Source organism: Pseudomonas sp. LBUM1651 (genome assembly GCF_059716135.1).
In genome coordinates this window covers 4,834,821-4,857,870 of record NZ_CP166805.1, presented here as the reverse complement: position 1 = coordinate 4,857,870, position 23,050 = coordinate 4,834,821, and the positions used below count along the sequence as shown (strand labels likewise).

Below are 23,050 nucleotides of genomic sequence, written 5' to 3'. Positions count from 1 at the left end.
AGGCCGCGACCACGCGCAAGGCGACTTCGTTGACCTGCCCGGTCGCCGAGGACACTTCGCGGATCGAACCGTGAACGCGCTCCACGAAACGGTTGAACGCGGTGCCGAGCACGCCGAATTCATCGTTGTTCTGGATAGTCAGGCGTTTGGTCAGGTCGCCTTCGCCGTCGGCGATGTCGGCCATGGCGCGCGTCATGACGTGCAGCGGCTGGATCAGGAGGCGGATCAACATGCCCAGCAGGGCGATGATGATCGCGACCGCGATGATGGTCGCAACCACCGCGGAAGCGCGGAATTCGCTGAGCTTCGCGAAGGCTTTGTCCTTGTCCACCGACAGACCGATGTACCAGTTGACGGAAGACAGGCCTTTGATCGGGGTGAAAGTGACGATGCGGGTTTTGCCATCGACTTCTATTTCACTGAAATCGCTGCTGATGCGCGGTGTATTTTTCGGGTACGCCTCGGCCAGGGGTTTCATCACCAGCGCTTTGTCCGGGTGGACCAGAATCTTGCCGTCGGCGCTGATCAGAAACGCATAACCCATACCGCCGAAGTCCAGCGCATTCAGGCTGTCAGCGATCACTTGCAGGCTCAGGTCGCCGCCGACCACGCCGATGTTCTGACCGTCCTTGAGGACGCTGTTGACGATGGAGATGACCAGTTGGCCGGAGGCCAGATCGATGTAGGGTTCGGTCAGTGCCGAGCCGCTGGTGCTTTGGGCACTTTTGTACCAGGGACGGGCGCGAGGGTCATAGCCATCCGGCATTTTGCTGTCCGGGCGAATGAGGAAGGTGCCATCCTTGTTGCCCAGATAGGCGCCCATGAAGGTCGACGTTACCGCCTTCTGCTCCAGCAACTTGGCGACGTTGCCGATGTCAGCGTTCAGCGCGACGTTTTGTGAGAGGTTTTCGATCAGCAGACTGCGGCCGGTCAGCCAGGTCTGGATATTGTTGGCAGTCACACTGCCCATTTCTTGCAGATAGTTGTCCAGGTCCTTGCTGATGGCGTTGCGCTGTAGATAGTCGTTGTACAGCGTGAACGAGGCGAACGCGGCAATGACGATGAGGGCCGCGGCAAGCAGGATTTTATGGCTGAAGCGCAGGTTTTTGTTCATGGCTTGGGGTTCCGCTAAGGTCTTAATGCCCAAGGCGTGCTTTTATGAAGAAACGCACAGTGGGCGGTCATGAAAACAAGCTGATATTTCCGTCCTCTCCTTAGGGGGATAACCGATGCTTTTCAGTCTTTTATATCGGCCGCGCAGGATCAAAGATTAACCAAAGGTGACCAAATGCCTGATTCATCGCAACTCGTTATCGGTGCCGATCTCGCGGGGCAACCGATCGCCCAGGCCATGCGCCTGGCGAACCGTCACGGTCTGGTCGCGGGCGCTACCGGGACCGGCAAGACCGTCACCCTGCAAAAACTGGCTGAAGCGTTCAGCGATGCTGGCGTAGCCGTGTTTGCCGCGGATATCAAGGGTGACCTGTGCGGTCTCGGCGCGGCCGGCAACCCTCAAGGCAAGATTGCCGAGCGCATTGCCGGACTGCCCTGGCTGAACCACACGCCTCAGGCATATCCGGTCACCCTGTGGGACATTCACGGTCAGTCCGGTCATCCATTGCGCACAACCTTGAGCGAGATGGGACCGTTATTGATTGGCGCCTTGCTGGAGCTGACCGACAGTCAGCAGTCGGCGTTGTACGCGGCGTTCAAGGTCGCGGACCGCGAAGGCTTGTTGCTGCTGGATTTGAAAGACCTCAAGGCACTGCTCAATCACCTGCGTGACCACCCCGAATTGCTGGGGGACGACGCGGCGCTGATGACCACTGGATCGAGTCAGGCGCTGTTGCGGCGCCTGGCGATTCTGGAACAACAGGGCGCCGAAGCGCTGTTCGGCGAGCCGGCGCTGCAACTCGAAGACATTTTGCAGCCAACCGCCGAGGGGCGCGGACGTATTCATTTGCTGGATGCCAGTCGTCTGGTGCACGAGGCGCCCAAGGTCTACGCGACGTTCCTCTTGTGGCTACTGGCCGAACTGTTCGAACAACTGCCGGAGCGCGGCGATGCCGACAAACCGCTGCTGGCACTGTTTTTCGATGAAGCACATTTATTGTTTGCCGATACACCCAAGGCACTGCAGGAACGTCTGGAGCAAGTGGTGCGGCTGATTCGCTCGAAAGGCGTGGGCGTGTATTTCGTCACCCAGTCGCCGGGCGACTTGCCGGATGACGTGCTGGCTCAACTTGGCCTGCGCGTCCAGCATGGCTTGCGCGCGTTCACTGCCAAGGAGCAGAAATCCCTTCGGGCCGTGGCCGAAGGCTTTCGCCCGAACCCCGCATTCGACGCCTTGTCGGTGTTGACTGAACTGGGAATTGGCGAAGCGCTGGTCGGCACGTTGCAGGACAAGGGCACGCCGGAGATGGTCCAGCGCGTATTGGTCGCGCCGCCGCAATCGCGGATCGGGCCGTTGACCGAAACCGAGCGCACGATGCTGATCGCCGGCTCGCCGTTCAAGGGGCGGTACGACAAACCGGTTGATCGTGAATCGGCCTATGAAGTGTTGATGGGTCGTAAAGGGTTGGCGCCAGAGCCCGAAGCGGCGCCGGGCAAACCTGCAGCGGAGGAACCGAGCTTCACCGACAAGGCTGGGGAGTTCCTCGGCACGGCGGCAGGGCAGGCACTGAAATCGGCGATGCGACAGGCGGCCAATCAGTTGGGGCGGCAGTTGGTACGCGGGTTGATGGGTTCGCTGCTCGGAGGCAGTAAACGCCGATAGCAAGCGGGCACGGTCAAAATGTGGGAGCGAGCCTGCTCGCGATAGCGGTCTGACATTCAACGCATTGGTTGACTGACACACTGCTATCGCGAGCAGGCTCGCTCCCACTGGGGTTCTATGTCAGTCCTTGGGTTTTGCGTGCGCCGCCAACCGCTTCAGCGCCGCCCGCAGATTCGGATCACTGATCCCCTCAGCCGTCGCCTGAATGGTCGCGCCCGCATCGCTGGACAAACTGATGGTATGCCCCGCCGCCCCTTGCTGCACGGTCGGTGGCTGCACCTTGAACAGAATCCGGGTCAGGCTGGCGAATTCATCAAACATCTGTAACTGCCGTTGCAGACGCTTCTGCTGATAACGCAGACGGGTTGCCCAATGACCGTCGGTGACAATCAGCAACAAACTGCCTTCGCGCCACGATGCCACATGGCAGTGCTCGCGGGCGGCGGGCTGCAATTGGCTTTCGAGCAGACGTTGTAAATGACCCAGGCGTTGAGCATGGCCAAAAATGGCTTTCAGCGGTTTGGCTTCGCGAAGCAGAACGGCGGGTGCTCTGGCCGTAAGAGGGCGAAATGCCATGATCAGACACCTGAAGTAACAGAGCCGCCATGGTAGCAGAAAGCACTGGATGCGCCCGACCCATTGCTTTGCGCGCGCTTTACCCATTAAATCAACAAGTAACTTCTGCTGTAACTGGCTTGAAGTTCAGCAAAAAGCCCTTATTTTAAGTGAGCCCCATAACAGCGCAGTGCATGCATCGTGGAATAACGCCACTTTCCTCACCTTCGTTTCCGGGTAGAATGCTCGTTCGCATGCGGCCATGAGGGCTGCACGGGCGACTCACGGGGCCGCCCTCCATCCCTTTAGTGTGGAAGATCCTGCCGATATGTTTGCGCCTTTGTTAAAGAAACTTTTTGGAAGCAAGAACGAGCGTGAAGTCAAACGCATGCTCAAGACGGTGCAACTCGTCAATGCCTTCGAAGAGCAAATGGTGGCCCTTTCGGACGATCAATTGCGTGCCAAGACAGATGAGTTCAAGGCCCGCATCGCCAAAGGGGAAACCCTCGACAAGCTGCTGCCGGAAGCCTTTGCGGTCGCCCGCGAAGCCGGCAAGCGCGTCATGGGAATGCGCCACTTCGATGTCCAGCTGATCGGCGGCATGACCTTGCATGAAGGCATGATCGCGGAAATGCGTACCGGTGAAGGCAAGACCCTGGTGGCCACACTGGGCGTTTACCTCAACGCGCTGTCCGGCAAAGGCGTGCACGTTGTGACCGTGAACGACTACCTGGCCCGCCGTGACGCCAACTGGATGCGTCCGCTCTACGAATTCCTCGGCATGTCGGTCGGTGTGGTCACGCCATTCCAGCCGCCGGAAGAGAAACGTCAGGCCTACGCCGCCGACATCACCTACGGCACCAACAACGAATTCGGTTTCGATTACCTGCGCGACAACATGGCGTTCAGCATGGAAGAAAAATTCCAGCGCGAACTCAACTTTGCCGTGATCGACGAAGTCGACTCCATCCTCATCGACGAAGCCCGTACCCCGCTGATCATTTCCGGTCAGGCCGAGGACAGCTCGAAGCTGTACATCGAGATCAACAAACTGATCCCGCAGCTGCAATTGCACGTCGAAGAAGTCGAGGGCGAAGTCACCAAGGCCGGCCATTACACCGTCGACGAGAAGACCCGTCAGGTCGAACTCAACGAAGCCGGTCACCAGTTCATCGAAGACATGCTGACCCGCGTCGGCCTGCTGGCTGAAGGCGAGAGCCTGTATTCGTCGCACAACCTGGGTCTGCTGACCCACGTTTATGCCGGTCTGCGCGCTCACAAGCTGTTCAATCGCAACGTCGAATACATCGTGCAGGACGGTCAGGTCGTCCTGGTCGACGAACACACCGGTCGTACCATGCCGGGTCGCCGTTTGTCCGAAGGCCTGCACCAGGCCATCGAAGCCAAGGAAAACCTGAACATCCAGGCCGAAAGCCAGACACTGGCATCGACCACGTTCCAGAACTACTTCCGTCTGTACAACAAGCTGTCCGGTATGACCGGTACCGCGGACACCGAAGCGTTCGAATTCCACCAGATCTACGGCCTGCAGGTCATGGTCATCCCGCCGAACAAGCCTTTGGCGCGTAAAGACTACAACGACCTGGTGTTCCTGACCGCCGAAGAGAAATACGCGGCGATCATCAACGACATCAAGGAGTGCATGACTCACGGCCGTCCGGTGCTGGTGGGTACTGCAACCATCGAAACTTCCGAACACATGTCTGCGCTGCTGCAGAAGGAAGGCATCGAGCACAAGGTTCTGAACGCCAAGTTCCACGAAAAAGAAGCCGAAATCATTGCCCAGGCCGGTCGCCCGGGTGCACTGACCATCGCTACCAACATGGCCGGTCGTGGTACCGACATCCTGTTGGGCGGCAACTGGGAAGTGGAAGTTGCGTCGCTGGAAAATCCAACGCCGGAGCAGATTGCCCAGATCAAGGCCGACTGGCAGAAACGCCACCAGCAAGTGCTCGAGTCGGGTGGCTTGCAGGTGATCGCGTCCGAGCGTCACGAATCTCGCCGTATCGACAACCAGCTGCGTGGTCGTGCCGGTCGTCAGGGTGACGCCGGTTCCAGCCGTTTCTACCTGTCGCTGGAAGACAGCCTGATGCGCATCTTCGCCTCTGACCGGGTGAAGAACTTCATGAAAGCATTGGGCATGCAGTCCGGTGAAGCGATCGAGCATCGCATGGTGACCAACGCCATCGAAAAGGCGCAGCGCAAGGTTGAAGGCCGCAACTTCGACATCCGCAAGCAACTGCTCGAGTTCGACGACGTCAACAACGAACAGCGTAAAGTGATCTATCACATGCGTAACACGTTGCTGGCCGCCGACAACATCGGTGAAACCATCGCCGACTTCCGTCAGGACGTACTCGACGCTACTGTCAGTGCACACATTCCACCGCAATCGCTGCCTGAACAGTGGGACGTGGCCGGTCTGGAAGCCGCGTTGCAGAGCGACTTCGGTGTGGCACTGCCGATCCAGCAATGGCTCGACGAAGACGATCACCTGTACGAAGAAACCCTGCGCGAGAAGCTGATGCAGGAGCTCATCGCGGCGTACAACGAGAAAGAAGATCAAGCGGGCGCCGATGCGCTGCGCACCTTCGAGAAACAAATCGTTCTGCGCGTGCTGGACGACCTGTGGAAAGACCACCTGTCGACCATGGACCACCTGCGTCATGGCATCCACTTGCGTGGCTACGCCCAGAAGAACCCTAAGCAAGAGTACAAGCGCGAGTCGTTCACGCTGTTCTCCGAGCTGCTGGATTCGATCAAGCGCGACTCGATCCGTGTGTTGTCGCACGTTCAGGTTCGCCGCGAAGACCCGATCGAAGAAGAACAACGCCTGCGCCAGGAAGCCGAAGCACTGGCGGCGCGCATGCAGTTCCAGCACGACGAAGCGCCTGGTCTCGAGCAACCGGAACTGCTGGGTGAAGAGGTCGATGTAGCCCTCGCCACCGCACCGGTTCGCAACGAACAGAAGCTGGGCCGTAACGAACTGTGCTACTGCGGTTCGGGCAAGAAATTCAAGCATTGCCACGGGCAGATCCAGTAAACCCGTTTCATACGCTGAAATACCCGCGCCGCGACCGGCATCAGCCGTCGCGGCGTTTTGCCATTTACACTACCGTTCTTCCTGAAAGCGGTGCAAACATCATTTATTAAGGAGCGCATTCATGGCTGTTGGTCTTGGTCCTTTGCCAACGTTGCACCCGGTTGCCGGTTTTGAACTCGGTATCGCCTCGGCCGGCATCAAGCGCCCTGGACGCAAGGATGTCGTGGTCATGCGCTGCGCCGAAGGTTCCACGGTGGCTGGTGTGTTCACCCTGAACGCTTTTTGCGCAGCTCCGGTGATTCTGGCCAAGCGGCGCGTGCAAGGTCCGGTGCGTTACCTGCTGACCAACACCGGCAATGCCAACGCCGGCACGGGCGAACCCGGCCTGGCCGCCGCCGAGCGCACCTGCGCGAAACTGGCTGAATTGGCCGGCGTCGATGCCAGCCTGGTGCTGCCGTACTCCACCGGCGTGATCGGCGAGCCGCTGCCAGTCGAGAAGATTGAAGGCGCATTGCAAGCCGCCCTCGACGACCTGTCGGTGAACAATTGGGAAGCGGCCGCCACCGGCATCATGACCACCGACACGCTGCCGAAGGGCGCCAGCCGCCAGTTCCAGCATGACGGCGTGACCATCACCGTCACCGGCATCAGCAAAGGCGCGGGCATGATCCGTCCGAACATGGCCACCATGCTCGGCTACATCGCTACCGACGCCAAAGTCTCCCGCGATGTATTGCAAAACCTGTTGCTGGACGGCGCCAACAAGTCGTTCAACCGCATCACCATCGACGGCGACACCTCGACCAACGACTGTTGCATGTTGATCGCCACCGGTCAGGCTGCGCTGCCGGAAATCACCTCCGCGAGTGGTGAGTTGTTCGCCAAGCTGAAACAGGCTGTGTTCGAAGTGTGCATGGACGTGGCCCAGGCCATCGTTCGTGACGGCGAAGGCGCGACCAAATTCGTCACCGTTGAAGTCAACGGCGGCGGCAATCACCAGGAATGCCTGGACGTCGGTTACACCGTGGCGCACTCGCCGTTGATCAAGACTGCACTGTTCGCGTCCGACCCGAACTGGGGCCGCATCCTCGCCGCCGTCGGCCGTGCCGGCGTGCCGGACCTGGACGTGAGTAAGATCGACGTGTTCCTCGGCGACGTGTGCATTGCCAGCCGTGGCGCCCGCGCATCGACCTACACCGAAGCCCAAGGCGCGGCGGTGATGCAGCAGGAAGAGATCACCATCCGTATCGAACTGGGTCGCGGCGATTGCAGCGAAACCATCTGGACCACCGACCTGTCCCACGAATACGTGAAGATCAACGCTGAGTACCGTACTTGAGTTAGATCGCTTTCGCGGGAAAGCCTCGCTCCTACAGAGCCGCGCAACACCTGTAGGAGCAAGGCTTGCCCGCGATGACGGCCGACCAGACACTAAAGATTCTGGCCGGTTTCCCTCATCAAAAGGTCCCGAACATGAGCCTCCACCTGATCATCGGCGACAAACTGCTTTCCTCCTGGTCCCTGCGCGGCGCACTGGCCCTCGATCTGGCCGGCGCCCCTTACACCGAAGAGCTCATCAAGCTGAACCAGCCGGACACCCGTGAGCGTCTGCTCAAGCATTCGCCAACCGGTAAAGTCCCGCTGCTGAAAACCGCACATGGCACCATCGCCGATTCCCTGGCGATTGCCGAGTACCTGGCCGAACAATTCCCTGACGCCGGCCTCTGGCCCAAAGATGTCGCCGCCCGCGCCCAGGCACGTTCGGCGTGCGCGCAGATGCACGCCGGGTTCTTCGCCATACGCGGCAACATGCCGTTCAACCTGAGTCGCGACGCACCGCTGTCGCCGACCCCGGCTGACGTCCAGGCAGACATCGAGCGCATGCTTGAGTTGTGGGCCGAGTGTCGCGCCGCGGCGACTGAAACCGGTCCGTTCCTGTTTGGCGGTGCGACCTTGGCCGATGCCTTCTTCGCACCTATTGCCGTACGCCTGCGCACCTATCAGGTGAAATTGCCGGCCGCGGATGAGGCCTACGTCGAAACGATCTACCAATGGCCAGCCTTCAAGGCGTGGCAAAAGGCAGGTCTGGAGGAGATCGGGCAGTGAAACGAGTACACGTAGCGGCCGCCGTCATACGCGATAACAGCGGCAAGATCCTCATCGCCCGCCGTGCCGACACTCAGCATCAGGGCGGTTTGTGGGAGTTCCCCGGTGGCAAGGTCGAGACCGACGAATCCGTCGAAACCGCCTTGGCCCGCGAGCTTCACGAAGAGTTGGGCATTGTGGTCAGCGCGGCGCGTCCGTTGATCAAGGTCCGCCATGACTACCCGGACAAGCAAGTGTTGCTGGATGTCTGGGAAGTCTCGAATTTCACCGGTGAACCTCACGGTGCCGAAGGCCAGCCTTTGGAGTGGGTAGCGCCGCGTGATCTGCCGGGCTATGAATTTCCGGCCGCCAACCAGCCGATCGTTGCAGCCGCACGGTTGCCTGCGCAGTATTTGATTACCCCCGACGACCTGGAAACCCCGGCCTTGCTGCGCGGTATTCAGAAAGCTATCGCAGGCGGGATCAAGTTGATCCAGCTGCGGGCGCCCAACGGCTACGACCCGAAATACCGCGATCTGGCGGTGGACGCGGCGGGGCTGTGCGCCGGCAAGGCGCAGTTGATGATCAAGGGGCCGTTCGAGTGGCTGGGCGATTTCCCGTCGGCCGGTTGGCACATCACCTCGGCACAACTGCGCAAATACGCGGCTGCCGGCCGTCCGCTGGCGGCGTCGCGCTGGTTGGCGGCGTCCTGCCATAACGCTGAAGAGTTGACGTTGGCTGAGCAGATGGGCGTGGACTTTGTGACCCTGTCGCCGGTGCAGCCGACCTTGACGCACCCGGGGGCTCAGCCGTTGGGTTGGGAGCAGGCTTCGGCATTGATCGAGGGGTTCAGCAAGCCGGTGTTCTTGCTGGGGGGTGTTAGCCCGGCACAGGTTGATAAAGCTTGGGCAGCAGGCGCCCAAGGTGTGGCGGGGATTCGGGCGTTCTGGCCTGATTCTTTGGCGTAGCTGCCGGCCTCTTCGCGAGCAAGTCGGACCGCCGCACCGCTCGCTCCTACAGGATTCAGGTGAACCTGTAGGAGCGAGCGGTGCGGCGGTCCGACTTGCTCGCGAAGGCGTCCTTGAGGAAATCAGCTAAACCTGAGGCTTCACCGCCGGCTGCCACAAAATCTCCGCAATCCCCTGGCGCTTGGCAATCAACCGCGCCACCACAAACAACAAATCCGACATCCGATTGATGTACGCCAACCCAACCCCGGCCAACGGTTCAATCGCATTCAAATGCTGACACCGCCGCTCGGCACTGCGCGCCAGACTCCGGCATACATGCGCCTGGGCAATCAACGCGGAACCCCCCGGCAGAATGAAGTTCTCCAGCGGCCCCAGTTCTTCATTCCACGCATCGATCGCCGCTTCCAGGCGTTCAATTTCTGCCGCGTTCAGCGCCTGATACACCGGCATCGCCAGCTCTCCGCCCAGATCGAACAGCCGATGCTGACAAGGCGCCAACACCTCGATCACTTCGTTCAATCCTGGAAACTCGCCACTTTTCGCTTCCAGCCCTGCCAGCAGCACACCGACCTGACTGTTCAGCGTATCGACTTCACCAATGGCCTCGATCCGGGGATGGTCCTTGGGCACGCGGCGGCCGTCGCCCAGTCCGGTTTCGCCTTTGTCGCCGGTGCGGGTGTAAATCTTCGACAAGCGAAAGCCCATGGTTACCTCGATAGCTGATTGAGTTCTTGAGAGACGAGCGGGGTGCTCGCCAACGGCAGGCGCAAAGTGAAACAGGTACCTTGGCCCAGCGTCGATTGCACTTCCATCTGCCCCTTGTGGTTGTTGGTGATGATGAAATACGAGACCGACAGCCCAAGTCCGGTGCCCTGACCGATTTCCTTGGTGGTGAAAAACGGCTCGAAGGTGCGTTTACGCACGCTCTCGCTCATGCCGATGCCGTTGTCCTCGACCTGGATTTCCGCCCACGGCGGATTGAGTTTGGTGCGCAGGATGATTCGCCCGGGCTCACGGTCATCTTCGCGCTGATGAATGGCTTGTGCGGCGTTTTTCAGCAGGTTGAGCAGCACTTGTTCGAGTTCGTTGGCGGTGCCGGGCACCGGGCCCAGCGCCGGATCGAACTGGCGAATGATTGCCTGGCCCTTGAAGTCGAAGCCGATCGCCAGGTCGAAATCGTTGCCGGCGATTTCCACGGCCTGATCGATCAGCGCCGGCAGATCGCACGGGGCCATTTGCCGGGTGCTGCGGCGGCTGAAACTGAGCATGTGCGTAACGATCTTCGCCGCCCGGGCGCCGGCCTGCTGAATGCCATCGAGCAGTTGCGGCACTTCTCGTGCTTTCAGGTACTCGTTGACCGTGTCCAGCTCGATGCCGATCTGTTCGGCCTGTTCGAGGTTTTTCGGCAACTCGGGGGACAGGCGTCGGCGAATGTTCTGCACGTTATGCAGGATCGCGCCCAGCGGGTTGTTGATCTCGTGGGCCATGCCAGCGGCGAGGCCACCGACCGAGAGCATTTTTTCCGACTGCACCATCATTTCTTCCAGGGACAGGCGCTGGGTGATGTCGTCGATCCGGATTACCACACCTCGCCCGGCGCCGCCCATCAGCGGGTAAAAGGTCAAGGCGTATTGCCTGGGTTCTTCGTCCTTGAACCAAGTCACGCGCTCGATCTTCGCCACTGTGTGTTGCTCGACGGTTTGTTTGAGTTGCGGCAGAAAGGGCTTGAGCGGTTCGAAGGCGAGGAAAATCGGCTGGTTCAGCGCTTCGTCCAGCCGCGTGCCGGAGAGGGCGCTGGCCTCCTGATTCCACTGCGTCACGTAGAGCTGCTCGTCGAGGGCGATCAGCGCAGATGGCATGGAGTCGATGATGCTGTTGAGGTAGTTCTGGAACCCGGTGAGTTTCTTCTCGATCTTGCTGCGCACCTGGACTTCGAGTTCCAGTTTTCGGTTGGTGTGACGGGTTTCTTCGGCCAGCCCCTGGGCCTGGTCGTAAGCGGCCTGGGAGTCGTCACGCGCGCGTTTGAGTTGCTGCTCCCGCGCCTCGATACGCGAGAGCATGGTGTTGAAGGCCTCGGCCAGACTGCCGATTTCGTCGTGGTTGCCGCGGGAAGCGCGCAGGGCGTAGTTCTCTTCCCGGGTCACTTGCCGGGACAGCTCTTCCAGCTGATGGATCGGCCGGGTAATCAGGCGTTTGATCTGCCGGGCGATCACCAGCCACAACAGCACACTGAAGATCAGGATGCCGAGGCTGGCGGTCAACGTCCCGGTGTAGAAGGCCATCGGCAACTCGCTGCTGGCGACCAGTAACAAGTGGCCGGGCGCGGTGCCGGGGCGGGGCAGGGTGATCAGCTGATTGCTGCGAAATTCGGTGGCTTGCCAGGATTCGATGTGGCGGAAGCGCGCTGGCAGATTCAAGTGATCGCCTTGTTGCAACTGCGCCAGTCGTTCACCCTTGCCGTTATACAGCGCCGCTGCGCGCAACGGTGAGTAACTGTTGAGTTCATTGAGCAGCCGTTCGGCGCTTTGCGGCGACTGCAACGCCTCGGACACCAGGCTCGGGTTGGACACCAGCCGGCCGATGGTCTGCAAGGCCTGGGGCGCCATGCTTTCCTGAGAAATGTAGTACGCGGCGCTGATGAAGGTCAGGTTGGCGACCAGCAAAACGGTGGTCAACAGCACCAGCAGGGCGGCCAGCAGTTTCTGGCCGACCGGAAGGTTTTCGAGGCGCTGGCGCAATGGCATCAGTTTTATCGCTGAAAAGGAACAAGTGGCCAGCGTAGCCGCTGCTCAGTCGCTGGGCAATCCAAGGCTGTGCAGATGGGTGATCAGCCGCTGTTGCAACTGGTTGAGGTGCGGAAGGTTCAGCTGATGTCGCGAGGCAATTTTGCAGACGTAGCCCAACAGGTAGCTGATTTCGGTTCGGCGCCGATTCGCGACGTCCTGATACATCGAGGAAAAATTGGCTGCTGTGGCGTGAATCACCCGCTCGACTTCCTGCTGGAGGTCCTCGGCCGCTGCCGGCTGGCCGCAGCGTTCAAGCAACTCGGTCAATTCACCGCAGAGGGTGGCGACTTCGCAGTGATGGTCTTGCAAGCCGCCGTTGCGGCAATCGTGCAGCACCGTCAGCGGATTGATCGCACAGTTGAGCGCCAGTTTGCGCCACAGCCTCGTGAGAATGTCGGTGCTCCATTCGTGGGGGATGCAGGCGGCACTCACGTCATCCAGCCAGATTGGCGCCACGGGATGTCCGGCATCCCCCAGCCAGGTGTAACCGTGGCCGGCGAACACTACGCGCCAGTCGCCATCGCGAAACGCGCCTTCGGTGCTCGACGCAAAAATGCAGCGCGCCTGCGGAATCTGCGCGGCGACGGCGTCCTGACTGCCGAGACCGTTCTGCAACAGGATCAGCTCGGCGCCAGGCGCCAGTCGCGGTGCCAGTCGGGCCACGGCCTGCTCGGCATCGTAGGCTTTGCAGGCTACCAGCAGGCGATTGATCGGCTCGTCGCTGTCGGCTGTCTCGCCGGGTATGTCCCAGGTTTTTGCTTCGCCATGCTCCACCAGCGTCAGACCGCCCGCCGACTGATAGGACTGTAAACGCGCCGCATCCCGCACAATCAGCCTGACCGGCACCCCGGCCCGCGCCAGACGCGTGGCCCATAAGGTGCCGAGGCTGCCGGCGCCCAAAACATGCCAGGTCGTGGACATCAGCTTTTTGCTCTGTTTAAGGCGCTCATCGGAGGCTCGCAGTGAATGATGGGAAAGACCCGTTATAATCAGCGCGGATTTTAACCGCAAGCCAGGCGTGCTCCATCTTGATCGAGCGCGCCCTTTATTGGAGAGATTACATGCCGTCGTTCGACGTGGTATCCGAACTGGACAAACACGAAGTCACCAACGCGGTCGAGAACGCCGTCAAGGAACTCGATCGTCGTTATGACCTGAAAGGCAAAGGCACCTTCGAGTTCAAGGAAAAGGACCTGACCGTCAACCTGACCGCTGAAGCCGATTTCCAGCTCGAAGCGATGATTGAGATCCTCAAGCTGGCGCTGGTCAAGCGCAAAATCGACGTGCAGTGCCTTGAAGTCAAGGATGCCTACGCGTCGGGCAAGCTGATGAAGCAGGAAGCCGTCCTCAAGGAAGGCATCGACAAAGAGCTGGCGAAGAAAATCGTCGCTCACGTCAAGGACGCCAAGTTGAAGGTTCAAGCGGCCATTCAGGGCGAGCAAGTGCGCATCACCGGCAAGAAGCGTGACGATTTGCAGGAAGCCATCGCGGCCCTGCGCGCCAAGACGTTCGACATGCCGCTGCAGTTCAACAACTTCCGCGACTGATTGTTCAGGCGGGAACCCTGTGGGAGCGAGCCTGCTCGCGATGAGGGCGTATCAGTCGACATCACCGCTGAATGACAGCCCGCTATCGCGAGCAGGTCGAATCGTCGCACCGTCGCTCCCACCCGGATTGTGTTTAACCCGGTGGCAATTTCCTGCCGCTTATTTTTTTCGCGTGCCGGATGGCCGGGAAATCAGGAGAACGTAGATGGACTTGAATGCTGAAGTGGACAACCTGGTCAAGGCGTCCCAAGCCTGGATTCCAATGATCATGGAATACGGCAGCCGTGTGCTGCTGGCGATACTCACACTGGCCATCGGCTGGTGGCTGATCAACAAAGTGACGCAGAAACTGGGGGGTCTGATCGCGCTGCGTAACGCCGACCTGGCGCTTCAAGGGTTCATCAGCAGCCTGGCGAACATTATTCTCAAGGTTTTGCTGATCGTTAGCGTGGCCTCGATGATCGGCGTGGAAACGACTTCCTTCGTCGCGGCGATCGGTGCGGCGGGTCTGGCCATTGGTCTGGCGTTGCAGGGCAGCCTGGCGAACTTTGCCGGTGGCGTGCTGATTCTGTTGTTCCGTCCGTTCCGCATCGGTGACTGGATTGAAGCTCAGGGTGTTGCGGGTACTGTCGACAGCATTCAGATCTTCCATACCGTGCTGCGTACGGGCGATAACAAAACCATCATCGTCCCTAACGGCAATTTGTCGAACGGCATCATCACCAATACCAACCGCCAGTCGACACGCAAAGTAGTGTTTGATGTAGGCGTGGATTGCCACGCGGATCTGCAACAGGCCCGTGAAGTGTTGCTGGAACTGGCAGGGGATGAGCGGGTGTTGACTGAGCCGGCACCGGAAGCGGTCATTTCTATGCTGGGCGAAAGCTCGATCACTGTTTCGCTACGGGTCTGGGTCAAGACCGCTGACTACTGGAATGTGATGTTCATGTTTAACGAACAAGCCCGTGATCGTTTGAAAGCAGCGGGTATCAATATTCCGTTTCCACAGCGGGTGATTCGAGTGGTTCAGGAATCGGCAACGGTGTAATGATCGGTTTTTCAATTAATGTCTGACCTTTCGGTCAGACATGTTCTGCAAGACGTAATGCAGAAGCCAACAAAAAAGGCCCATCCGAAGATGGGCCTTTTGTTTGTTACCGCAAACTAGCTGGATGCGATTACAAAACCGACAGCGGGTAGTCGACGATCAGGCGGAACTCTTTGATATCGCCTTCGCCTTCGTCAGCGTTAGCGAAGTGCCATGCTTGACGAATACGGAAGGAAAGGTCTTTTGCCGGGCCAGACTGAACAACGTACTTGGCTTCGAAGTTGGTTTCGTTGTGTTTGCCGTCAGCACCGTAAAATGGTTGGCCGAAGTTTGACTCCGTTGGATCACTGAAACGGTACGCACTGTTGGCGGGGGTACCAGTGCCGTCGATATCCCAACCTTTCACGTAACGGGTCATGAAGCTCAAGCCAGGAACGCCGTACTCAGCCATTTTCAAGTCATAACGAATCTGAGCAGATTTCTCGTTAGGACCGTTGAAGTCAGAGTACTGGATGGAGTTGGCGAGGAAGATCGAGTCGCCGCCACGGTTGTTCTTGCCCACACCGATGTAGTCGAACGGGGTATCGCCGTTAACCTTTTGGAAGGCCAGGGTGATGGTGTGTGCTTTCAGGAACGACAGAGCAGTTGCCAGCGAGAACGCTGTGTTGCTGATGTCGCCGGCTTTCGCGTCACCGGTATCGGTGGTGCGGTAGATGTTGAAGTCGGTGTTCAGCGACGTGTCACCACCAAACGGGGTGGTGAGGTTCACGTTGGCGTAGTACTGGTTCCAGATGTCTTCCAGCTTGGCGCCATACAGCGATGCGGAAAGGTTATCGGTGATGCCGTACTTGCCACCGAAATAGTCGATGGTGTTGGCTTCAACGCCAGCGTAGGTTGCGTACAGGCCGCCGTTACGGGCGTTGCGGTCCTGGCTGGTCGCCGAGTAGAAGTGACCGGCTTCGAGGTCAAGGTCTTTGATCTCGCTGCTCTGCAGTTGGAAACCGCTGGCAGTTTGAGGCAGGACACGGGAACCGCCAACAGCGAACACTGGAGCAGTGCTTGGCTGCATGTCGCCGGCTTTCAGCTCGGTTTTGGAGACGCGGAACTTGACGGCGCCACCGGCTTTGCCCTGGCTGTCGTTGACTTCGCCATCGGCGTCGCGGCTCATGTTGCCAGTGCCGCCAGTGCCGTCGCCACCGTCCAGTTTGATTGCCAGGTAACCGAACGCATCAACGCCGACGCCTACGAGACCTTGGGTGTAACCGGAGCTGAAGTTACCCCAGATGCCCTGAGTCCAGTCTTTCTGATCGGTTGCGCCGTCTTTCCGGTCACGGTTGAAGTAGTAGTTGCGGAGCAGCAAGTTCAGCGAGCTGTCTTCAACAAAACCTTTGGCTTCAGCCTGGTCACTTACGAAAGGTGCGGCTGTTGCCACTTGAGTACTGGCTGCTGCTGCAACTGCCAGTGCGATCATGCTCCACTTCATCACGCGCATCGTGATTTGCTCCTTTGGTTTTAGAAGAGTACTGCCGTCCCACCTGTTTTATTATCTGGGCGGCTCTTTCTTTTTTGAGTCGGCGCAAAGTTATATCACGCAGACCATGTTGGCGATACTTGCGTACCTAACCTTTCAGCTTCTTTACGACCCTGTCGCAAACGGCTTGGTAGATGTCGCAAATTTACAGCCCCAATGCAATAGAAATGACAACTTCAGCGCTGTTTTCCGGGGGGTGAGCATCGGTAAAAAGAGTCCTTGGTGAAACGTGTGAATCTCCATCGGGCAACCCTGCCACTGTTTTTATTGCCTTGAAGGCTTCCACTTCCAGCGGACGCTTTGAAGGCGATGTGAGTGTGAATGCAACAAGCGTGCACAAATCAGCAATTCGCTGTTTTTTTTTCTGAACGCCAGCCTGTTACCGTAAAAATCTCATAAAACCGGGGGTTACAAGCACCTTTTGATGGGGCTTGACGCCATGGTTTGCATCGTGTTGCACCTCCCTGGCCGACTGCGCGACAACCAAAAACGTTACCGGTTCACCCCGTCAGTGAGTACTTGGCGGATGCCCGACGCACTGAGCGTAGACGCACTGTGCGGTTTTGGTGCAAAAAATCTTAATCGCTGTACTGAATTCATACAGTGGTGCCTGTTGTGAAACGTGAACAGGCCTTGGTTTATTGGTCACTTCAGTGTTTTTTGCGTGGCTGGCGGTTCTGTAATGGTGCGCTCGCGCAAAAAATGTCTCATGTCGGAGCGCTCTCATGGGTGATGGCTGCGCTTCGACATTCGTACGTCGTGAAGCCAGCGACGTTCGCAGGTATGCTGCCGTTCTGTCGCTTGGTGCGCCGCCTCTCGGGATGGGCGCTAAGCTGAAAATGATGAGCTACCGGGAGTGCGCGCAGTGTTCGCTTTAGATCCACGACTTCAACAAGACACGTTACCGATCGGGGATTTCCCGCTCAGCCGGTTGCTGTTGTCCAATGATTCGAATTACCCCTGGTTCATCCTGGTGCCACGCCGCGAGGATATCAGTGAGATATTTCAGTTGGACGTCGCCGATCAGCGGCAGCTGTGGCAGGAAACGACCGCGCTGGCGGAAATGCTCAAGGATTCGTTCGACGCGGACAAGCTGAATGTCGCGGCCCTGGGTAACGTTGTCAGTCAGTTGCACATGCATGTGATTGTGCGCAAACGCGAGGATGGCGCCTGGCCTGCGCCGGTATGGGGCAAACACCCGGCCAAACCGTACACGGCGGAGCAGATCGCGGTCATTCGCGAGCGGTTGCGTCGGGTGTTGACCGAAGATTTCACGTTTCTGGAGGGTTGAATCATGAGCCTGGAAGAACGCGTTACCGATCTGGAGAGCCAGCTGGCGTTTCAGGATGACACCATCCAGGCATTGAGCGATGTGCTGGCGACGCAGCAGCGCGCAGTGGAACGTCTGCAATTGCAAATGGCCGCCCTGCTCAAGCGGCAGGAGGAAATGGCCGGTCAGTTCGAAACCTTTGAAGAAGAAGCGCCACCGCCGCATTACTAGCTTTTGTTTCAAAGCTTTTTGTTAAACAAAAGGCAATAAAAACCGCGAACAGCCAGGCTGCTCGCGGTTTTTTTTAGCCTTGAATCAGCGTCGCGGCAGCGCGGCGATCACGTCTTCGGCTTGCAGGCCCTTGTCACGATTCATGACGGAGAATTCCACGCGCTGGCCTTCGACCAGAACGCGATGGCCTTCGCCACGGATGGCCCGGAAATGCACGAAAATATCATCGCCGGAATCACGGGAAATGAAGCCGAAGCCTTTGGAGGTGTTGAACCACTTGACGGTGCCGGTATCGCGGTTGCTCATGTCATAGCTTGGCGAAGCGGTGGCCGGTGAGGATTTGTAGAAGCTGATGGCCAGGTGCAGAAGAACGGCGATCAGGGCAGCCACCAGGCTGAACAGAACGGCAGGTTGACCGGCGATGACAGGCATCGGCGCGAGCAGCGTCAGCGTTTGCAGAACAACAGTCAGAACCAGCAGGGCGCTGACCAGGTTTTGCAGTTGATGACGCGGGCCTTTGTTCCAGTACGGAATGACAGGTGCGAGGGTGAGGTTGAGCAGGCCGAAAAAGGCCAGGTACAGCGCATCGGGTTGTTGCAGGTAAGGAACAGCTTCGGATCGCAGGCTAGGGATGAAGGACAGCAGCAGGGCTGCTGCGCCCATTAGCAGGTGGACGATTTTCAACATTTTGATTAACTCACGTTAAGACGGATCGCAAGGAAGAGCTGATGGGGCGCGGTTCGCTTCAGAACTATAAGAGGCGTTGGGCACGCACCCGGTATCAGCCTATGCGCAGCGCCCCGAAAAAATAGGCGCCAGCGACACACTGTCTATTTAACAGCAAAGCTTGCAGCTACTCAAATCAGGGAGTCCAGCGGTGCATCGGGGGCGATTTGTCGCAGGTCACGGGAGCAATCCGCGCTGCGGTTGCGCGACAGGCTTGCTAGAGTGGTCCTGCACCTGTCGGATGAAATTCATCACCTTTAGGGGAAAAAACATGGCAATCGATATCGGAATCAGTGAAGAGGACCGCAAGTCCATCGTCGACGGACTTTCGCGTCTGCTGTCGGACACTTATGTACTTTATTTGAAAACCCATAACTTCCACTGGAATGTCACCGGTCCCATGTTTCGGACCCTGCACCTGATGTTCGAGGAGCAATACAACGAGTTGGCCCTGGCGGTCGATTCGATTGCCGAACGAATTCGTGCGCTCGGCTTTCCTGCTCCGGGCGCCTATTCGATTTATGCGCGCCTTTCTTCTATTAAGGAGGAGTCGGGCGTGCCAAGCGCAGAAGACATGATCAAGCAACTTGTCGAAGGGCAGGAAGCTGTCACGCGGACTGCGCGCGGGATCTTTCCCTTGCTCGACAAAGTCAGCGACGAGCCAACGGCGGACTTGCTGACCCAGCGCATGCAGGTTCACGAGAAAACCGCGTGGATGTTGCGTTCATTGCTGGACCAGTAACACTGTGAGTGCGCGGATGACGCTGCCCGGTGTTGTTCGCGCCCTGTCCTTCGGAGCTTGTTCGTTGAAGGATCTTGCACCCGATTGTGTAGGACATTGTCCCGACTAGGACGGTCTCCATGATCTGCCTTCAGTTGTTGGCTTATCCTACGTCGATGGTCATAAAGTCATCTGGATATAACTTTGCGCCTGCGTTTTTATAAGGCCTGCAACATGGCTCTTATAGAAACCAGGGATGGCAAAGGAGTGTCAACGGATGGTTTATGAAAGCAGGTTAAACGAGGGGAGGTCGGGTCCGTTCAAGGAAGTAAGGATCGATCCGTTTGTCAGTGAATTCGACATGGGTCTGGCTCGGCCATTATCCCGCTCGGTACGTTTGAATGGCTTTGCCACCTGCTTGCGACTCGAGCAGGTTTATTGGGATATTTTGGGAGAAATGGCCAGGATCAATTGCTGCTCGGTCAGTGCCCTGCTGTCCCACGTGGATCGCGAAGTGCATCTGCGGCACGGCGGGGTGAAGAACTTCAGCGGGCTGGTACGGGTTGTCTGCGTTGTGCACAGCCTGAAGGAGGGGAGTTGCGTCGTCATGGCATAGCCCGTGGCAGCGGAATGCGTCGAGTGTCGGTCTGTGCAGTCTTACGGCTGCACAGGCTGCATTTAATGGATATAATCCCGCTCTTTGCCGCAAAACCCAGCGTGCGCGGTAGCAATCTGATCGCCGAGACAACCCCCATGCCGATGTACGACTATCAATGTGCTTCCTGTGGTCATCAGTTGGAAGCCATTCAAAAGATCAGCGCAGCACCGCTGGTCGACTGCCCTGCCTGCCAGGCGCCAGAGCTCAAGAAGATGCTGTCCATGCCGGGCTTCCGCCTCAGTGGCACCGGCTGGTACGAAACCGATTTCAAGACCGGTTCCAAGAAGAATCTGGCCGGCGGCGACAAAGCCGACTAGGGTCTGGAACCTGAGTTGAACGACACGTGTGAGCTCTTGCATCATCCTGAATGCAAGGCCTCCAACCGAATTTCGAATTACGAGAAGTGAAACCACTACCATGATGCGCAGCCATTATTGCGGCCAACTGAACGAAAGCCTGGAAGGCCAGGAAATTACCCTTTGCGGATGGGTTCACCGTCGCCGTGATCACGGTGGGGTGATTTTCCTCGATATCCGTGATCGTGACGGTCTGGCCCAGGTGGTGTTCGACCCGGACCGCGCCGAGAGCTTCGCCGCCGCCGATCGCGTGCGCAGCGAGTACGTCGTGAAGATCACCGGCAAGGTTCGCCTGCGTCCGGCCGGTGCCACGAACGCCAACATGGCCTCGGGCATGATCGAAGTCCTGGGCTACGAGCTGGAAGTGCTGAACGAGTCGGAAACCCCGCCGTTCCCACTGAACGAGTTCTCCGACGTCGGTGAAGAAACCCGCCTGCGTTATCGCTTCCTTGATCTGCGTCGCCCGGAAATGGCCGAGAAGCTGCGTCTGCGTTCGCGCATGACCACCAGCATCCGCCGCTACCTGGACGAAAACGGCTTCCTCGACGTCGAGACGCCGATCCTGACCCGTGCCACGCCTGAAGGCGCACGTGACTACCTGGTGCCGAGCCGTACTCACGCCGGTTCGTTCTTCGCCCTGCCGCAATCGCCGCAGCTGTTCAAGCAATTGCTGATGGTGGCCGGCTTCGACCGTTACTACCAGATCGCCAAATGCTTCCGCGACGAAGACCTGCGTGCCGACCGTCAGCCTGAATTCACCCAGATCGACATCGAAACCAGCTTCCTCGATGAAAAAGACATCATGGGCCTCACCGAAGGCATGATCCGCAACCTGTTCAAGGAAGTGCTGGATCTGGAATTCGGCGACTTCCCGCACATGACCTTCGAAGAAGCCATGCGCCGTTACGGTTCCGACAAGCCGGACCTGCGTAACCCGCTGGAACTGGTGGACGTTGCCGACCAACTGAAAGAAGTCGACTTCAAGGTCTTCAGCGGTCCTGCCAACGATCCGAAATGCCGTGTTGCCGCCTTGCGCGTTCCAGGCGCGGCGAGCATGCCGCGCAAGCAGATCGACGACTACACCAAGTTCGTCGGCATCTACGGTGCCAAGGGCCTGGCGTACATCAAGGTCAACGAGCGCGCCAAAGGTGTTGAAGGCCTGCAGTCGCCGATCGTCAAGAACATCCCTGAAGCCAACCTCAACGTGATCCTCGATCGCGTGGGTGCGGTCGATGGCGACATCGTGTTCTTCGGCGCCGATAAGGCCAAGATCGTCAGCGAAGCCCTGGGCGCGTTGCGGATCAAGGTCGGCAACGACCTGGACCTGCTGACCTGCAAGTGGGCGCCAATGTGGGTCGTCGACTTCCCGATGTTCGAAGAAAACGACGACGGCAGCTTCACTGCCTTGCACCACCCGTTCACCGCGCCGAAATGCACTCCGGAAGAACTGGAAGCCAACCCGGCGACCGCGCTGTCCCGCGCCTATGACATGGTTCTGAACGGTACCGAGCTGGGTGGCGGTTCGATCCGTATCCACCGCAAGGAAATGCAGCAGACAGTGTTCCGCCTGTTGGGTATCAATGAGGCGGAACAGGAAGAGAAATTCGGCTTCCTGCTTGATGCACTGAAGTACGGTGCGCCGCCTCACGGTGGCCTGGCCTTCGGTCTGGACCGTCTGGTGATGCTGATGACGGGCGCACAGTCGATCCGTGAAGTGATCGCCTTCCCGAAAACCCAGAGCGCGGCTGACGTCATGACTCAGGCTCCGGGTGCTGTAGATGCCAAGGCATTGCGCGAACTGCACATTCGTCTGCGCGAAACGCCAAAGGCTGAGTAAGGCTGGCCGCAAAGGCGCATCCTTTCCGGATGCGCCTTTTCTTTAGGTCAGGATTTTTGTATTGCTGGCTGGCGCATCGTGCGCAGCGGGCAACGTTTCAAAGAGAATTCGGAGCGAGTTATGGCGGGTCATTCCAAGTGGGCGAACATCAAGCACCGCAAAGAACGTCAGGATGCCAAGAAGGGCAAGATTTTCACCAAGTGGATTCGTGAACTGACCGTTGCGGCCCGTCAGGGCGGCGGTGATCCGGGCTCCAACCCGCGTCTGCGTCTGGCCCTGGACAAGGCGCTGGGTGCGAACATGAGCCGCGATATTATCGATCGCGCGGTGGCCCGCGGTGCCGGTGCTGCCGACACCGACGACATGGTCGAACTGAGCTACGAAGGCTACGGCCCGGGTGGCGTGGCGGTGATGGTCGAGTGCATGACCGACAACCGTAACCGCACCGCAGCAGCTGTTCGCCATGCGTTCAGCAAGTGCGGCGGCAACCTGGGTACCGACGGTTCAGTGGCCTATCTGTTCGAGCGCAAGGGGCAGATTTCCTTCGCGCCGGGGGTTGATGAGGACGCCTTGATCGAAGCCGCCATGGAAGCGGACGCCGATGACGTGGTTACCAACGAAGACGGTTCCATCGACGTGTTCACCTCGTTCGCCGGTTTCTACTCCGTGCGCAACGCGCTGGAAGCGGCCGGTTTCAAAGGTGATGATGCGGAAATCGTCATGCTGCCGACCACCAGCGCCGAACTGGACCTGGAAGGCGCCGAGAAAGTCCTCAAGCTGATCGACATGCTCGAAGACCTGGATGATGTGCAAAACGTCTATTCCAATGCGGATATCCCTGAATCGGTGGCTGCACAGCTCGGTTAAGGGCTCACGCCTTCCCTGTAG

At 58.7% G+C, this 23,050-nt stretch carries 20 protein-coding genes and 1 pseudogene; 14 read left to right on the top strand and 7 right to left on the bottom strand.

What is annotated here, in order from left to right:
• Window positions 1–82 precede the first annotated feature (82 nt).
• Window positions 83–1,114, bottom strand: a pseudogene (locus tag ACA066_RS22785) (HAMP domain-containing protein); the annotation flags it as partial.
• Between the two features lie 174 nt (window positions 1,115–1,288).
• Between ACA066_RS22785 and ACA066_RS22780 the strand changes: the two are divergent.
• On the top strand, window positions 1,289–2,776 hold the full coding sequence (locus tag ACA066_RS22780) for a helicase HerA-like domain-containing protein (protein ID WP_497696727.1): 1,488 nt from the start codon (window positions 1,289–1,291) through the stop codon (window positions 2,774–2,776).
• Window positions 2,777–2,896: 120 nt separating this feature from the next.
• Here ACA066_RS22780 and ACA066_RS22775 read toward each other — a convergent pair whose 3' ends face one another.
• Complete coding sequence (locus ACA066_RS22775) at window positions 2,897–3,352, bottom strand: DUF721 domain-containing protein (protein WP_497696726.1); 456 nt, start codon at window positions 3,350–3,352, stop codon at window positions 2,897–2,899.
• Between the two features lie 307 nt (window positions 3,353–3,659).
• Here ACA066_RS22775 and secA point away from each other — a divergent pair, with 307 nt between their 5' ends.
• The 4 genes from secA (at window position 3,660) to ACA066_RS22755 (ending at window position 9,448) form a co-directional block, all read left to right on the top strand.
• Entirely contained in the window at window positions 3,660–6,395 is a 2,736-nt protein-coding gene (gene secA, locus ACA066_RS22770) for a preprotein translocase subunit SecA (protein WP_497696725.1), read from the top strand.
• A 121-nt stretch (window positions 6,396–6,516) separates the two neighbouring features.
• The gene (gene argJ / locus ACA066_RS22765) at window positions 6,517–7,734 is read left to right on the top strand and encodes a bifunctional glutamate N-acetyltransferase/amino-acid acetyltransferase ArgJ (RefSeq protein WP_497696724.1); all 1,218 of its coding nucleotides are present in this window, start codon (window positions 6,517–6,519) and stop codon (window positions 7,732–7,734) included.
• Window positions 7,735–7,868: 134 nt separating this feature from the next.
• Complete coding sequence (locus tag ACA066_RS22760) at window positions 7,869–8,501, top strand: glutathione S-transferase family protein (protein WP_497699940.1); 633 nt, start codon at window positions 7,869–7,871, stop codon at window positions 8,499–8,501.
• Complete coding sequence (locus tag ACA066_RS22755) at window positions 8,498–9,448, top strand: Nudix family hydrolase (protein WP_497696723.1); 951 nt, start codon at window positions 8,498–8,500, stop codon at window positions 9,446–9,448. The genes ACA066_RS22760 and ACA066_RS22755 overlap by 4 nt, the downstream gene beginning before the upstream one ends.
• Window positions 9,449–9,574: 126 nt before the next feature.
• On the opposite strand, the gene ACA066_RS22750 is transcribed toward ACA066_RS22755, so the two are convergent.
• Genes ACA066_RS22750 through ACA066_RS22740 form a run of 3 tightly spaced genes read right to left on the bottom strand, consistent with a single transcriptional unit; the run spans window position 9,575 to window position 13,158 of the window.
• A complete protein-coding gene (locus ACA066_RS22750; protein WP_497696722.1) occupies window positions 9,575–10,156 on the bottom strand; it encodes a cob(I)yrinic acid a,c-diamide adenosyltransferase in 582 nt (193 codons plus the stop codon).
• Window positions 10,157–10,158: 2 nt separating this feature from the next.
• Window positions 10,159–12,195 carry a sensor histidine kinase gene (locus ACA066_RS22745; protein ID WP_497696721.1) on the bottom strand — a complete coding sequence of 679 codons (2,037 nt, stop codon included), beginning with the start codon at window positions 12,193–12,195 and terminating at the stop codon, window positions 10,159–10,161.
• Window positions 12,196–12,240: 45 nt separating this feature from the next.
• A complete protein-coding gene (locus tag ACA066_RS22740) occupies window positions 12,241–13,158 on the bottom strand; it encodes a putative 2-dehydropantoate 2-reductase (RefSeq protein WP_497696720.1) in 918 nt (305 codons plus the stop codon).
• Between the two features lie 140 nt (window positions 13,159–13,298).
• Here ACA066_RS22740 and ACA066_RS22735 point away from each other — a divergent pair, with 140 nt between their 5' ends.
• Both ACA066_RS22735 and ACA066_RS22730 read left to right on the top strand, forming a co-directional pair.
• Complete coding sequence (locus ACA066_RS22735) at window positions 13,299–13,784, top strand: YajQ family cyclic di-GMP-binding protein (protein ID WP_007906601.1); 486 nt, start codon at window positions 13,299–13,301, stop codon at window positions 13,782–13,784.
• A 205-nt stretch (window positions 13,785–13,989) separates the two neighbouring features.
• The gene (locus tag ACA066_RS22730) at window positions 13,990–14,832 is read left to right on the top strand and encodes a mechanosensitive ion channel family protein (RefSeq protein ID WP_497696719.1); all 843 of its coding nucleotides are present in this window, start codon (window positions 13,990–13,992) and stop codon (window positions 14,830–14,832) included.
• A gap of 130 nt (window positions 14,833–14,962) precedes the next feature.
• On the opposite strand, the gene ACA066_RS22725 is transcribed toward ACA066_RS22730, so the two are convergent.
• Window positions 14,963–16,324: an OprD family porin gene (locus tag ACA066_RS22725; protein ID WP_497696718.1), complete on the bottom strand. Its 1,362-nt coding sequence runs from the start codon at window positions 16,322–16,324 to the stop codon at window positions 14,963–14,965.
• Window positions 16,325–17,228: 904 nt separating this feature from the next.
• Between ACA066_RS22725 and ACA066_RS22720 the strand changes: the two genes are divergently transcribed.
• Together ACA066_RS22720 and ACA066_RS22715 are read left to right on the top strand one after the other, a co-directional pair.
• Entirely contained in the window at window positions 17,229–17,654 is a 426-nt protein-coding gene (locus tag ACA066_RS22720) for an HIT domain-containing protein (protein WP_497696717.1), read from the top strand.
• Window positions 17,655–17,657: 3 nt separating this feature from the next.
• Complete coding sequence (locus ACA066_RS22715; RefSeq protein ID WP_008029236.1) at window positions 17,658–17,864, top strand: SlyX family protein; 207 nt, start codon at window positions 17,658–17,660, stop codon at window positions 17,862–17,864.
• A gap of 84 nt (window positions 17,865–17,948) precedes the next feature.
• Here ACA066_RS22715 and ACA066_RS22710 read toward each other — a convergent pair whose 3' ends face one another.
• Window positions 17,949–18,551, bottom strand: a complete 603-nt coding sequence (locus tag ACA066_RS22710; protein ID WP_017340476.1) for a cold-shock protein — start codon at window positions 18,549–18,551, stop codon at window positions 17,949–17,951.
• A gap of 310 nt (window positions 18,552–18,861) precedes the next feature.
• Between ACA066_RS22710 and ACA066_RS22705 the strand changes: the two genes are divergently transcribed.
• The 5 genes from ACA066_RS22705 to ACA066_RS22685 all read left to right on the top strand — a co-directional run bounded on the left by ACA066_RS22705 (window position 18,862) and on the right by ACA066_RS22685 (window position 23,029).
• A complete protein-coding gene (locus ACA066_RS22705; RefSeq protein ID WP_084318959.1) occupies window positions 18,862–19,332 on the top strand; it encodes a Dps family protein in 471 nt (156 codons plus the stop codon).
• Window positions 19,333–19,588: 256 nt separating this feature from the next.
• Entirely contained in the window at window positions 19,589–19,927 is a 339-nt protein-coding gene (locus ACA066_RS22700; protein ID WP_497696716.1) for a ribbon-helix-helix domain-containing protein, read from the top strand.
• Window positions 19,928–20,064: 137 nt separating this feature from the next.
• Entirely contained in the window at window positions 20,065–20,286 is a 222-nt protein-coding gene (locus tag ACA066_RS22695) for an FmdB family zinc ribbon protein (protein ID WP_010457489.1), read from the top strand.
• Between the two features lie 100 nt (window positions 20,287–20,386).
• Window positions 20,387–22,162, top strand: a complete 1,776-nt coding sequence (gene aspS, locus ACA066_RS22690; protein ID WP_214378233.1) for an aspartate--tRNA ligase — start codon at window positions 20,387–20,389, stop codon at window positions 22,160–22,162.
• A gap of 120 nt (window positions 22,163–22,282) precedes the next feature.
• On the top strand, window positions 22,283–23,029 hold the full coding sequence (locus tag ACA066_RS22685; RefSeq protein ID WP_461991469.1) for a YebC/PmpR family DNA-binding transcriptional regulator: 747 nt from the start codon (window positions 22,283–22,285) through the stop codon (window positions 23,027–23,029).
• Window positions 23,030–23,050 lie beyond the last annotated feature (21 nt).

What these genes read in the sequence shown, in the direction of transcription:
- ACA066_RS22780 (WP_497696727.1), top strand. Translation starts at nt 1,289, where the DNA reads ATGCCTGATTCATCGCAACTCGTTATCGGTGCCGATCTCGCGGGGCAA.
- ACA066_RS22775 (WP_497696726.1), bottom strand. Translation starts at nt 3,352, where the DNA reads ATGGCATTTCGCCCTCTTACGGCCAGAGCACCCGCCGTTCTGCTTCGC.
- secA (WP_497696725.1), top strand. Translation starts at nt 3,660, where the DNA reads ATGTTTGCGCCTTTGTTAAAGAAACTTTTTGGAAGCAAGAACGAGCGT.
- argJ (WP_497696724.1), top strand. Translation starts at nt 6,517, where the DNA reads ATGGCTGTTGGTCTTGGTCCTTTGCCAACGTTGCACCCGGTTGCCGGT.
- ACA066_RS22760 (WP_497699940.1), top strand. Translation starts at nt 7,869, where the DNA reads ATGAGCCTCCACCTGATCATCGGCGACAAACTGCTTTCCTCCTGGTCC.
- ACA066_RS22750 (WP_497696722.1), bottom strand. Translation starts at nt 10,156, where the DNA reads ATGGGCTTTCGCTTGTCGAAGATTTACACCCGCACCGGCGACAAAGGC.
- ACA066_RS22745 (WP_497696721.1), bottom strand. Translation starts at nt 12,195, where the DNA reads ATGCCATTGCGCCAGCGCCTCGAAAACCTTCCGGTCGGCCAGAAACTG.
- ACA066_RS22740 (WP_497696720.1), bottom strand. Translation starts at nt 13,158, where the DNA reads ATGTCCACGACCTGGCATGTTTTGGGCGCCGGCAGCCTCGGCACCTTA.
- ACA066_RS22735 (WP_007906601.1), top strand. Translation starts at nt 13,299, where the DNA reads ATGCCGTCGTTCGACGTGGTATCCGAACTGGACAAACACGAAGTCACC.
- ACA066_RS22730 (WP_497696719.1), top strand. Translation starts at nt 13,990, where the DNA reads ATGGACTTGAATGCTGAAGTGGACAACCTGGTCAAGGCGTCCCAAGCC.
- ACA066_RS22725 (WP_497696718.1), bottom strand. Translation starts at nt 16,324, where the DNA reads ATGCGCGTGATGAAGTGGAGCATGATCGCACTGGCAGTTGCAGCAGCA.
- ACA066_RS22715 (WP_008029236.1), top strand. Translation starts at nt 17,658, where the DNA reads ATGAGCCTGGAAGAACGCGTTACCGATCTGGAGAGCCAGCTGGCGTTT.
- ACA066_RS22710 (WP_017340476.1), bottom strand. Translation starts at nt 18,551, where the DNA reads ATGTTGAAAATCGTCCACCTGCTAATGGGCGCAGCAGCCCTGCTGCTG.
- ACA066_RS22705 (WP_084318959.1), top strand. Translation starts at nt 18,862, where the DNA reads ATGGCAATCGATATCGGAATCAGTGAAGAGGACCGCAAGTCCATCGTC.
- ACA066_RS22700 (WP_497696716.1), top strand. Translation starts at nt 19,589, where the DNA reads ATGGTTTATGAAAGCAGGTTAAACGAGGGGAGGTCGGGTCCGTTCAAG.
- ACA066_RS22695 (WP_010457489.1), top strand. Translation starts at nt 20,065, where the DNA reads ATGCCGATGTACGACTATCAATGTGCTTCCTGTGGTCATCAGTTGGAA.
- aspS (WP_214378233.1), top strand. Translation starts at nt 20,387, where the DNA reads ATGATGCGCAGCCATTATTGCGGCCAACTGAACGAAAGCCTGGAAGGC.
- ACA066_RS22685 (WP_461991469.1), top strand. Translation starts at nt 22,283, where the DNA reads ATGGCGGGTCATTCCAAGTGGGCGAACATCAAGCACCGCAAAGAACGT.